Annotated in this window: 7 protein-coding genes; all 7 read left to right on the top strand. The window is 60.7% G+C overall.

The features are described 5' to 3' along the window. The first annotated feature begins 93 nt into the window (after nucleotides 1–93). The 7 genes from I7X13_RS13865 to I7X13_RS13835 all read left to right on the top strand — a co-directional run bounded on the left by I7X13_RS13865 (nucleotide 94) and on the right by I7X13_RS13835 (nucleotide 11,869). Nucleotides 94–1,785 carry a sodium/sugar symporter gene (locus tag I7X13_RS13865; RefSeq protein ID WP_198069088.1) on the top strand — a complete coding sequence of 564 codons (1,692 nt, stop codon included), beginning with the start codon at nucleotides 94–96 and terminating at the stop codon, nucleotides 1,783–1,785. A gap of 165 nt (nucleotides 1,786–1,950) precedes the next feature. Beyond that, entirely contained in the window at nucleotides 1,951–3,579 is a 1,629-nt protein-coding gene (locus I7X13_RS13860; RefSeq protein WP_198075957.1) for a glycoside hydrolase family 43 protein, read from the top strand. Between the two features lie 65 nt (nucleotides 3,580–3,644). Beyond that, the gene (locus tag I7X13_RS13855; protein ID WP_198069086.1) at nucleotides 3,645–4,601 is read left to right on the top strand and encodes a pectinesterase family protein; all 957 of its coding nucleotides are present in this window, start codon (nucleotides 3,645–3,647) and stop codon (nucleotides 4,599–4,601) included. Nucleotides 4,602–5,013: 412 nt separating this feature from the next. Beyond that, nucleotides 5,014–5,784: an SDR family oxidoreductase gene (locus I7X13_RS13850; RefSeq protein ID WP_198075956.1), complete on the top strand. Its 771-nt coding sequence runs from the start codon at nucleotides 5,014–5,016 to the stop codon at nucleotides 5,782–5,784. Nucleotides 5,785–5,877: 93 nt separating this feature from the next. Then, nucleotides 5,878–6,708 (top strand): 5-dehydro-4-deoxy-D-glucuronate isomerase, encoded by an 831-nt coding sequence (kduI, locus tag I7X13_RS13845; protein WP_198075955.1) that lies wholly within the window; start codon nucleotides 5,878–5,880, stop codon nucleotides 6,706–6,708. Between the two features lie 43 nt (nucleotides 6,709–6,751). Beyond that, nucleotides 6,752–10,027: a SusC/RagA family TonB-linked outer membrane protein gene (locus tag I7X13_RS13840; protein WP_198075954.1), complete on the top strand. Its 3,276-nt coding sequence runs from the start codon at nucleotides 6,752–6,754 to the stop codon at nucleotides 10,025–10,027. A gap of 21 nt (nucleotides 10,028–10,048) precedes the next feature. Further along, complete coding sequence (locus I7X13_RS13835; RefSeq protein WP_198075953.1) at nucleotides 10,049–11,869, top strand: RagB/SusD family nutrient uptake outer membrane protein; 1,821 nt, start codon at nucleotides 10,049–10,051, stop codon at nucleotides 11,867–11,869. The last annotated feature ends 4 nt before the right edge of the window (nucleotides 11,870–11,873 follow it).

The following is an 11,873-nucleotide window of genomic DNA, read 5'->3' as shown; positions in this document are numbered from 1 at the left end:
TTTTTTGCCGGAACATTACTTTACCATAGCCTCGCCACGCTGCGCCCGCCAGTGCGGGTAGTCGCGCTGCTTCAAATTTCCAGTCCTCGTTCAATGAACCAGCTCGCTACGATTGATTACATCGTTTTCTTCGTCTACTTCATCATCGTATCCAGCTACGGCATCTGGATTTACCGGCGCAAAACCGGCCACGACGGCACCATCGAAGGCGATTCCAAAGACTACTTCCTCGCCGAAGGCTCGCTGACGTGGTGGGCCATTGGCTCCTCGCTCATTGCTTCCAACATCTCGGCCGAGCAGTTTGTGGGCATGTCGGGTTCGGGTTTCAAGATGGGCCTGGCCATTGCCACTTATGAGTGGATGGCCGCCATCACGCTGGTGGTCGTGGCCGTGTTCTTCATCCCGGTGTACCTGAAGAACAACATTGCCACGATGCCGCAATTCCTGAGCCAGCGCTACAACAGCACGGTGGCCATGATTATGGCCTTGTTCTGGCTGGCGCTCTACATCGTGGTCAACCTGACCTCGATTCTCTACCTCGGAGCCATTGCCATTAGCAGCATCGCCGGCCTCAACCTCACGTTCTGCATGTACATGCTGGCCGGTTTTGCGGTCATTATCACCCTCGGCGGCATGAAGGTGATTGGCTTCACCGACGTTATTCAGGTGTTCTTCCTGATTCTCGGCGGTTTGGCTACTACGTACCTGGCCCTAAACCTGGTAGCAGAGCACTACGGCTCCTCGGGCGTGCTCAACGGCTTCAACATGATGACGCAGCACGCCGGCGACCACTTCCAGATGATTTTCAAGCGCGACAACGAAAACTACATGGACTTGCCGGGCCTCACGGTCCTCATCGGGGGCATGTGGATTGTGAACCTGAACTACTGGGGCTGCAACCAATACATCACCCAGCGCGCCCTCGGGGCCGATTTGCCCACGGCCCGCGCCGGCATCCTGTTCGCCGCCTTCCTCAAGCTGCTCATGCCCGTGATTGTGGTGCTGCCCGGCATTGCGGCCTACGTGCTTTACAAGCAGGACATCTTCGGCGAATTCGGCAAGGCCATGGTATCGGGCGGCGAGCTGAACCCCGACCGCGCCTACCCTGTGCTGCTCAACATCCTGCCCGTGGGCCTGAAGGGCTTGTCCTTTGCCGCCCTCACGGCCGCCGTGGTGGCCTCGCTGGCCGGCAAAGCCAACTCCATTGCCACCATCTTCACCCTCGACGTTTACAAGAAAATCATCAACCCCGAAGCCTCCGAGAAGACGCTGGTGAGCACCGGCAAAATTGCCGTGGTGGTGGCCATGATTCTGGGCGTGCTCATCGCGCCGCACCTGGGCATCGACAAAAAAGGCGGTTTCCAGTACATTCAGGAATACACGGGGTTTGTGTCGCCGGGCATTTTTGCCATGTTCATCCTGGGCTTCTTCTGGAAGAAAACGACGTCGAGCGCGGCGCTGTTTGCTACCATCGGCGGCTTCCTGCTCTCAATTTTCCTGAAGTTCCTGCCCGGCATGATGGACCTGTCGTTCCTCTCGCCATTTGGCTTCGCCGTTAAAAATGCTGCCGGCGTGTACGAAATTCCCTTCCTCGACCGGATGGGTTTCGTGTTCGTCTTCTGCGTGATTGGGATGATTATCATCAGCCTGTTTGAAGCCAGCCGCGGCGTGAAAACCAACGGCCTGGAAGTGGACCGTAGCATGTTCCGGCCACAGCCCAGCTTCGTCGTCGGTACGGCCGTTATTCTGGTCATCCTCACCACGCTCTACACCGTCTATTGGTAGTATCGAATCGACCTGCGTGGTTTCACGCAGTGTTTCGCAGTGTTTCGCAGGGTTTAAAAGCGCAGTGTCCCGCAGTGTTGTCTTCCGTTGGAGCACTGCGGGACACTGCGTTTTCAAACCCTGCGAAACACTGCGCGAAGTGACATTAACCCAGCTATACAAAAAATGAGAATCTCCTTTAAATGGCTGGCCCTGTTGCTTAGCCTGGCCCTGCCGGCCGCCGCCCAATCGACCCTATCCCAGGTTTGGGTGCCTGACCTGGGCAACGGCACCTACAAAAACCCTGTGCTTTACGCCGATTACTCGGACCCCGATGTGGTGCGCGTCGGCTCCGATTACTACCTCGTTTCATCGAGCTTCAACTGCGTGCCGGGCCTGCAAATCCTGCATTCGAAAGATTTGGTGAATTGGTCTATCATCGGGGCCGTGTTTCGGGAGCAGCCGCCGGTGGCCGAGTTCCGGCTGCCGCAGCACGGCAATGGCGTGTGGGCCCCCGCCATTCGCTACCACAACAAGCAGTTCTACATCTACTATCCCGACCCCGACCGCGGCATTTACGTGACGCGGGCCAGCAACCCCGCCGGCCTCTGGGAAACGCCCCGCCTCATCAAGGAAGCGAAGGGCTGGATTGACCCCTGCCCGCTCTGGGACGAGAACGGCCAAGCCTACCTCGTGCACGCCTTCGCAGGCAGCCGGGCGGGGTTCAAAAGCATCATCGCCGTGTCGCGTCTCAGCGCCGACGGAATGAAGGTTGTCGGCGAGGATGCGCTGGTGTTCGATGGCCACGCCAAGCATCCCACCATCGAAGGCCCAAAATTCTACAAGCGCCACGGTTACTACTACATATTCGCGCCCGGCGGCGGCGTGCCCACCGGCTGGCAAACCGTGCTGCGCTCCCGCCACGTGTTCGGCCCCTACGAAGACCGGATTGTGATGGACCAGGGCAAAACCCCCACCAACGGCCCGCATCAGGGTGCGTGGGTTGATTCTCCGGATGGCAAAGAAGACTGGTTCCTGCATTTCCAGGACCAGGGCGCCTACGGCCGCGTGGTGCACCTAGAGCCCATGGTCTGGAAAAACGACTGGCCCGTCATCGGTACCGACCCGGATGGCGACGGCAAGGGCCAGCCCGTGCTCACCCACCGCAAGCCCCGCGTGCCCGGGCCGCCCCAGCCGCTAGCCACCCCCGCCACTTCCGACGAGTTCAGCGCGACTACGCTGGGCCTGCAATGGCAGTGGCACGCTAACCCCCAAATGGGCTGGGCCTACCCCAACGGCCCGCAGGGATTCCTACGCCTCTACGCGCAGCCGCTGCCCGCCGATTTCAAAAACTTCTGGCAGGTGCCCAACCTGCTGCTGCAAAAACTGCCCGCCGAGGTGTTCTCCGCCACCACCAAACTCACCTTCACGCCGCGCACCGAGGGCGAGCGGGTGGGCCTCATCGTGATGGGGCTGGACTACGCCTACCTGGCCATTACCAACCAGGGCAGCCAGTGGCAGATTGCCCAAACTACCTGCCACGATGCCGACAAGCTCACGCTCGAAGCGGGCTCGCCACCCATCAGCCTGGCACCGGCCGCCGGCCCCGTCTATTTGCGGGTGCAGGTGGCAGCTGGCGCGCGGTGTCAGTTCAGCTACAGTCTCGACGGCAAGGAATTCAAGCCTGTTGGTGCAAGCTTTCAGGCACGGGAAGGAAAATGGATTGGGGCTAAAATAGGATTGTTTTGCAGTCGAATAGGCAAGAACAATGATTCGGGCAATGTTGATTTGGACTGGTGGAGAATAACCCCATAAATTAGCAGGGTCCGGAAGCGCTGACCGCGCCGGCGCTTCTTTCTCCCTAATCCCACCCCCTACCCATGCGCGCACTTTTACTGTTTGTTCTGTTACTGCTGAGCTTTTCCGGCTTTGCCCAAACCAAGCAATTCGTAGTGGCGCAGGATGGTAGCGGTGCCTACCGCACCGTGCAGGCGGCGCTCGATGCAGTACCCAAAAACAACACCACGCCCATTACCATCTTTATCCGTAAGGGCGTTTACAAGGAGAAGCTCAACCTGGCCAAAAAACAGAACCTGGTGCGCCTGGTGGGCGAGGAAGTGAACACCACCGTGCTCACCTACGACGACTACAACGGCCGCACCCCCGCCAACGGCGAGCCCCTGGGCACGTCGGAAGCCGCCAGCTTCCGTGTGTTTGGCAATGAGTTTTCGGCCGCCAACCTCACCTTCGAGAACACGGCCGGCACCGTGGGCCAGGGCCCGGCCATGTGGGTGTACGGCGACAAAGCCCAGTTTGAGAACTGCCGTTTCCTGGGCTTCCGCGACACGCTGTACCCCTATGGCTACGGCAGCCGCCAGTACTACAAAAACTGCTACATCGAAGGCACTACCGACTTTATCCTGGGTTCGGCCACGGCCTGGTTCGAGGATTGCACGCTGTTTTGCAAGGCGGGCGGTACCGTCATCATGGCCCCGTCCACACCCGACAGCATTCGCTACGGCTTCGTGCTGCAGCGCTGCAAGATTGTGGGCGAGGGCACGCCCGGCTCTCTGTTCCTGGCCCGCCCCTGGAAACCCGCCGCCAAAACCGTGCTGCTCAACTGCGAGCTGAGCAATCTCATCACGCCCAAAGGCTGGGACCACTGGGGCAAGGAAAGCAACAAGCAGGACGCTTTTTTTGGTGAGTTTAAGTCCATCGGTCCCGGGGCGGCACCCAAAGCGCGCATCCTATGGTCGCACCAGCTCACGCCGCAGCAGGCCGCTTTCTACACCCGCGAAACCGTGCTCGGCGGCTGGGTGCCAAGCGTGCCGCAATAAGCCATTTTAGCGGGTTCTTACCGGCATCCCCGGAAGTCTGGTTGCCTTAAAGCGGCTGACTTCCGGGGCTTTTTTATGCCCTGGGATGACAAGTATGTTGAGACAATAAGTGACATCGGCGAAATTGCGACAGACTTGATTTATTGGTAAAGTTCAATAATGGGCCTTGCTCATTGGTGGTGGCGGAGGCAAGCCGAATTTATTGGTTTTTCGGCTCCTGAAGCAATTTCAGGCGATGGTATGGGCAGGGGAGTGGCACATGGCATCGTTCCCGGCAACGATTGCACAAAAAAATATTGTCCAACTCTTGCTTTTGGCTGATGCTTCACCAAACCTTTAAGAAGCAGGACCGTCCCCAACTGCATTTTCAAGGGCGTCGGCGCTGCTCTATCGTCTCAACATCGTCCCTTTTATGACCGCATTTTCTTCTGCATTTAGCTTAGCCGGCAAGCGTGCCCTCGTCACGGGGTGCGATCGGGGTATCGGGCAGGCCATTGCCCTCGGTTTGGCCGAGGCGGGCGCCGACATCATCGGCGTATCCATCCACATGCCCGCCGGCGGCGAGACCGAAGTAGCGGTGCAGGCGCTGGGCCGCGAGTACAAAGGCTACCAGGCCGATTTCGGCAAGCTCGACGAATTGCAGGGCTTCATCAAGGAAGTGCAGGCCGACTTTCCGGTTATCGACATTCTGTTCAACAACGCCGGCATCATTCGCCGTGCCCCTGCCGCCGAGCACTCCGACGAAGACTGGGATGCCGTGCTCAGCATCAACCTTGATGCGCCCTTCCGCCTGGCCCGCGCCATTGGCGGCCAGATGCTGAAAAACGGCAGCGGCAAAATCATCTTCACGGCGTCGCTGCTCACCTTCCAAGGCGGCATCAACGTGCCCGGCTACGCGGCCAGCAAAGGCGGCGTGGGCAGCCTGGTAAAAGCTCTAGCCAATGAATGGGCCGGCCGCGGCGTGAACGTGAACGCCATTGCGCCCGGTTACGTGGCTACCGATAACACCGCTGCCCTGCGCCAGGACGAGGAGCGCAGCGCCGCCATCCTCGCGCGCATTCCGGCCGGCCGCTGGGCCCTGCCCACCGACTACGCCGGCCCCGCCGTGTTCCTGGCCTCGGCCGCCTCAGACTACGTGCACGGCACCATCCTCACCGTCGACGGCGGCTGGATGGGACGCTAAAACCAGTTAACAGTTATCAGTGAGCAGTGAACAGTTTTGTTCGATTGTCTTCTGAAGAACTGTTCACTGCTCACTGATAACTGTTAACTAAAAATGACCCAGCGCTTTGCCATTGGCCCCCGCGAAACTGCCACGCTCAACACGAGCGGAATCCGGGAGCATTTCCTGATTGAAAACATCTTTACGGCCGGCGAAATCGAGCTGACCTACACGCACTACGACCGCATGATTGTGGGCGGCGCGCAGCCCACTACGGCCGCGCTGACGCTGCCCTGCCCAGAGTCGCTGAAAGCCAACTTCTTTCTGGAGCGCCGCGAGCTGGGCGCTCTGAACGTGGGCGGTGCGGGAACTATCACCGTCGACGGCACGGTCTATGAACTAGGCAACCAGGACTGCTTGTATGTGAGCATGGGCAGCAAGGAAGTGGCTTTCGCCAGCGCCGACGCGGCTAATCCGGCCAAGTTTTACCTGCTTTCGGCCCCGGCCCATGCGGTGCACCCCACTGCCCGCCGCACCCAGGCCGAAGCCACGCCCGTGGAAATGGGCGCCATGGAAACGGCCAACGAGCGCACCATCTACAAGTACATCTACCAGGAAGGCATTCAGAGCTGCCAGCTGGTGATGGGCCTCACGCAGCTCAAGCCCGGCAACGTGTGGAACACCATGCCCTCGCACACCCACGACCGGCGCATGGAGGCTTACCTCTACTTCAACATGCCCCAGGGCCAGCGCGTGCTGCACCTGCTGGGCGAGCCCACCGAAACCCGCCCCCTGTGGGTGAGCAACGAGCAGGCCATCCTCTCGCCACCGTGGTCCATCCACACCGGCTGCGGCTCTAGCAACTACGCCTTCATCTGGGGCATGGCCGGCGAGAACCGCGAATACACCGACATGGACGCCGTGCCCCTCGACACGCTGCGCTAACCAACTGATTAAGAAAAACTCCCACCCAAATCTATTTATTGTGATGAAAAAACATCTTCTCCTGCTCTGGCTGTTGCTCCTGGGGAGCATTGGGCTGGCCGCAGCGCAAAGCCGCCAGGTCCAGGGCGTTGTGAAGGATGCCAAGGGCGAAACCCTGCCAGGGGTGACCGTGCTGGTAGAAGGCACCACCAACGGCGCCTCGACCGGGGCAAATGGTGACTTCAACATCACGCTGCCCGCCAACAGCGCCAACGCCACGCTGCGTTTCAGCTACGTGGGCTACGTGTCGCAGGCCGTGAAGGTGGGCAGTCAGTCCACCATCAACGTTACGCTGGCTTCGGACAGCAAGCAGCTGGACGACGTGGTGGTAATTGGCTACCAGGAAGTGCAGCGCCGCGACGTGACCGGCTCGGTGTCGTCGGTGAGTGCCAAGCAGATTAAGGACATTCCGGTGAACTCGGCCGCGGAGGCCCTCACCGGCCGCCTGGCCGGGGTGCAGCTGACGGCTTCGGAAGGCTCGCCGGGAGCCAACGTGACGGTGCGGGTGCGCGGCGGCGGCTCGGTAACGCAGGACAACTCGCCGCTGTACGTGGTGGACGGGGTGCAGGTAGAAAACGCCCTGGCCGTGATTGCCCCGCAGGACATTGCCTCGGTCGATGTACTGAAGGATGCTTCGGCAACCGCCATCTATGGTGCGCGCGGGGCCAACGGCGTGGTTATCATCACCACCAAAACCGGCCGCGAGGGCAAAACGGTTATCAACTACAACGGCTTCGTGGGCTTCCGGAAGCTGGCCAAAACGCTGGACGTGATGAACCCCCAGCAATTTGTGGATTATCAGTACGAGCGGGCAAATTCGCTGGGTAGCACCGGCCTGTCGGCTTTCAAAACCCGGTTTGGCACCACCAATTTCCGCAGCGATACGCTGCAGCGCCTGCGCAACGCGCCCGACATTGACTGGCAGCAGGAAGTATTTGGCCGCCGGGCGCTGATGCAGACGCACAACATCTCGGTATCGGGGGGCAGCAAGGGCACTACTTACTCGCTGAGCCTGACCAACAACCAGGAAAACGGCATTCAGCAGAGCTCGGGCTACGTGCGCAACCTGCTCAACTTCCGCTTCGATAACAAAGCGACGGAAAAATTGCGGCTGGGCTTCAACGTGCGCTACAACGACCAAGTTATTGAGGGCGCCGGCACTTCTACCAACGGCACCACACCGCAGGGCGTGTCCACGTCGTCCATCAATACCCGTCTGCGTAACACGGTGATTTACGCGCCTCTGACGCTGCCCAACCTCAGCTCGAACGACCCCAATGCTTTCGATGAGGACTTCGTGACCAACAGCAACCTGGTAAACCCGCTGGTGGCCATCGACAACGACTACCGCCGCAACCGCCGCAAGGTGCTGAACCTGGCCGGCAACGCCAGCCTGCAGCTGGCCAAGGGCCTGACCTTCCGCTCGACAGGCGGCATCGACATCACCAATTCGGCCATTGAAACCTTCTACGGGCAGTATTCGCCCACGCTGCGCCAGCCCGCGGGCAACTTCAACGGCCAGCCCTTCGCCAACATTTTGACCAACGCCACCACGAGCATCAACAACTCGAACGTGCTGAGCTACAACTATATCACGGGTAAGCATACCTTTGATGCCCTGATTGGCGAGGAAATCTACCAGCAGCTGAGCACCGAGCAGAATATTCAGACCAAGTACCTGCCCAAGGAGCTCACGCCTGAGCAGGCCATTGCCAACATCAACCAGGGCGTGCTGCCTGCCGGGGGCACGTTTGCGCAGCCGCTGCCCACCACCGACCGCGACGAGTACCGCCTGCTTTCGGGCTTTGCCCGTCTGAACTACAATTACGACGAGCGGTACCTGTTCACGGCCACGGTGCGCGCCGACGGGTCCTCGAAATTCGGGGCCAACAACCGGGTGGGTTACTTCCCGGCGGCTTCGGCGGCCTGGCGCATCTCGCGCGAGGCCTTCATGAAGGACATCAGCCAGATTTCGGACCTGAAGCTCCGCGTGAGCGTGGGCGAAGCCGGCAACAACCGCATCGAGAACTTCCTGTACTCGCAGCTTTTTCAGACCGGCAACAGCCAGTACGTTTTCAACGGCGTGGCCTACAACGGCGCGGCTTCGACCCGTCTGCCCAACCCCAACCTGAAGTGGGAGTCGACGTCTTCGCGCAACGTAGGTATTGACTTGGCGCTGTTCAATAACCGCCTGCAGCTGACTGCCGACGCCTACTACAACACCACGCACGACCTGCTGGTGGCTGTGCCCATCTCCTCGGTTTCGGGCTACACCTCGCAGACGCGCAACATCGGCTCGACCACCAACCGCGGCCTGGAGCTTCAGCTGACCAGCACCATCATCCAAACCCCCGACTTTAGCTGGACGGCTACTGCCAACACTGCCATGAACCGCGGCCGGATTGAAAGCCTGGGCGATGCGCAGTCCATTCTCTCCTACTCGGGTTGGGCCAGCAGCGACATTTCCAACGACTTCCTCACCCAGGTGGGCGGCACGGTAGGCCAGTTCTATGGCTACGTGGTCGATTACACCAGCGGCAACGGCAAGGGCTTCTATACCGCCGACGACTTTACGGGCTACAACGCCTCTACCAAAACCTGGACGCCCAAGCCGGGCGTAGTGGACGATAATGCCACCACCGGCAACCCTCTGGCCCCCGGCACCATTCGCCTCAAAGACCTGAACGGCGACGGCGTTATCACCGAGGCCGACCGCCAGGTTATTGGCAATGCCAACCCCAAACTGGTGGGCGGCCTCAACCAGCAGTTTACTTACAAGAATTTCGATGCCAGCGTGTTTCTGAATTTCGTGTACGGCAACGACGTGTACAATGCCAACAAGATTGAGTTCACCACGTCCCGCTATGCCTACGCCAACCTGCTGGCCACGATGAACGACCGGTTCCGCACCATTGATGCCAACGGTGCCACCATCACCAGCGCCGAAACTTCGCGCAACCTCAACCAGAATGCCAGCATCTGGACGCCCACCCGCAAGAACTTCCTGAGCTCCTACGCCATCGAAAACGGTTCGTTTGTGCGCGTCAACAACGTCACCTTCGGCTACACACTGCCCAAAGCCGTGCTCTCGCGGGCCAAGGTGACGCAGTTGCGCCTGTATGTGACGCTCAACAACCTGTACGTCTTCACCAAATACTCGGGCTACGACCCCGAAGCCAACACCCGCCAGGGGCCTAAAAGCCCGCTCACGCCCGGCGTCGACTACGCAGCATATCCGCGCAGCCGCGGCTTCCTGTTCGGGGCCAACCTATCCTTCTAATCAATAATCCGCCCACCGATTATGAAATCATCCCTTTTTCGCCTGGCCTCCGCCGTCACCGTGGTTTGCGGCATGGCGGGCCTGTGGTCGTGCAAAGACTACCTGGAGGTAACGCCGCTGGCCTATAACACCACCGAAGCCACGTTCAGCTCGCTGTCCGGGGCCAGCGGGGCCGTTACGGGCGTGTATGACCTGCTATCGGGCGACAACACCTACGGCAAAACCGTTTCCCTGTACTTCCCCTACGATACCGATGAATTCATCGGGCAATCGGGGGCCAGCCAGGCCGGCCGCCGCGCCATTGCGCGCTACGCCGAATCCTCGACCGACGCAGAAGTAGAAAACGGCTGGATTGCGCTTTACCAGGGCGTGGAGCGGGCCAACATCTGCATCAAGTACATTCCGCAGATGCCGCAGTACGCGGCCGGCCCCGACTCGGCCACCCTGCACCACCTGCACGGCGAAGTGCTGGCCCTGCGGGCGCAGTTTATGCACGAGCTGATTCGGAACTGGGGCGACGTGCCGGCCCCGCGCGAGCCCTCCATCGTGGGCAAGCAGTTTCCGAACGAAGACCGCCTGGCCACCTACACCCAGCTCATTGCCGACCTGGACCAAGCCAGCAAGCTGGTGCTGTGGCGCTCGGCCGGCTCGGCCGAGCGGGAGCGGTTCACGCGTGGCGGGGTGATGGCCCTGCGCGCCCGCCTGGCCCTGGCCCGCGGCGGCTACTACCCCAAAGACGGCCGCGAGGACAACCGCGCGGGCGACTACAAAACCTACCTGCAGCTGGCCCACGACATCTGCCAGGAGCTGATGAGCACCCGCCACACCGGCGAACACAGCCTCAACCCTAGCTATTCTGATATTTTCCTGAGCATCAACCATCAGCAGGCCGATGCCACCCACGAGCTGATGCTGGAAGTGGGCCACGGCACCGCCAACTCGGCCGCCAGCTCCGATAGCAAGCTGGGCTACTACAACGGGCCGAAGCTGAACTCGCCCACCTACGGGACTTCGAGCGGGGCCATCACGGTGGCGCCTCCTTACTTCTACGCCTTCGACTCGACCGACCTGCGCCGTGACCTGACCATTGCGGCTTACAACCGGGCCACCACGACGGGCGGCCCGAGCGATAACAAAATCGGGGTGGCGCTGGACAAAGCCAACGATGGCAAGTTCCGTCGCGACTGGCACATTCCGGCCGTGACGGGCAGCGGCAACTACCTGGGCTACAACTGGCCCCTCATCCGCTTCGCCGACGTGGTGCTGATGTTTGCCGAAACCGAGAACGAGCTGAACGGCCCCACCACGGCCGCCGTGAATGCCCTGCTGAGCGTGCGCCGCCGGGGCTTTGGCGCAAACCAGGCCAATGCTTCCCGCAACCTCAACCTCGCGACGCAGGCTGCGTTCCGCACGGCCCTGCAAAACGAGCGGCTGGTGGAGTTTGGCGGCGAAGGCATTCGCAAGTACGACCTGTTGCGCTGGGGCCTGCTGGGCACCAAGATTCTTGAAACGCAAGCCAGCATCAACAAAATGGCTACCGGGGCCGCCGTGCCGACCTTCTATGGCAACCTGGTGCTGCCTGCCTCCGCCTACTACAAAACCGTGAACGGCGAAGTACAGTGGGCTACTTCCTTCTACAAGGCGCTGCCATCCGTAACGCCTGCCGGCACCACCCGCGTGAACTGGACGCAGGGTACCAGCCTCACGGCCCTGGGCGTAACCGGCCCAGCCGGCACCGGCCTGGCTGCTGAGTACGTGCCCGGCAAAGGCAAGGAACTGCTGCCCATTCCGCAAAAAACAATCGACGCAACGCCTGGCCTGCGCCAGAACATGGGCTACTAATCGG

The sequence above is a fragment of the Hymenobacter negativus genome, assembly GCF_016056375.1.
GTDB classification, from domain to species: Bacteria; Bacteroidota; Bacteroidia; order Cytophagales; family Hymenobacteraceae; genus Hymenobacter; species Hymenobacter negativus_A.
Note: the sequence above shows the minus strand (reverse complement) of the source record. Positions and strands in the feature narration are given on the sequence as shown.

Excerpts from the sequence above, each read along its gene's own strand:
- I7X13_RS13855 (WP_198069086.1), top strand. The coding sequence starts at position 3,645 with ATGCGCGCACTTTTACTGTTTGTTCTGTTACTGCTGAGCTTTTCCGGC.
- I7X13_RS13835 (WP_198075953.1), top strand. The coding sequence starts at position 10,049 with ATGAAATCATCCCTTTTTCGCCTGGCCTCCGCCGTCACCGTGGTTTGC.
- I7X13_RS13860 (WP_198075957.1), top strand. The coding sequence starts at position 1,951 with ATGAGAATCTCCTTTAAATGGCTGGCCCTGTTGCTTAGCCTGGCCCTG.
- I7X13_RS13865 (WP_198069088.1), top strand. The coding sequence starts at position 94 with ATGAACCAGCTCGCTACGATTGATTACATCGTTTTCTTCGTCTACTTC.
- kduI (WP_198075955.1), top strand. The coding sequence starts at position 5,878 with ATGACCCAGCGCTTTGCCATTGGCCCCCGCGAAACTGCCACGCTCAAC.
- I7X13_RS13840 (WP_198075954.1), top strand. The coding sequence starts at position 6,752 with ATGAAAAAACATCTTCTCCTGCTCTGGCTGTTGCTCCTGGGGAGCATT.
- I7X13_RS13850 (WP_198075956.1), top strand. The coding sequence starts at position 5,014 with ATGACCGCATTTTCTTCTGCATTTAGCTTAGCCGGCAAGCGTGCCCTC.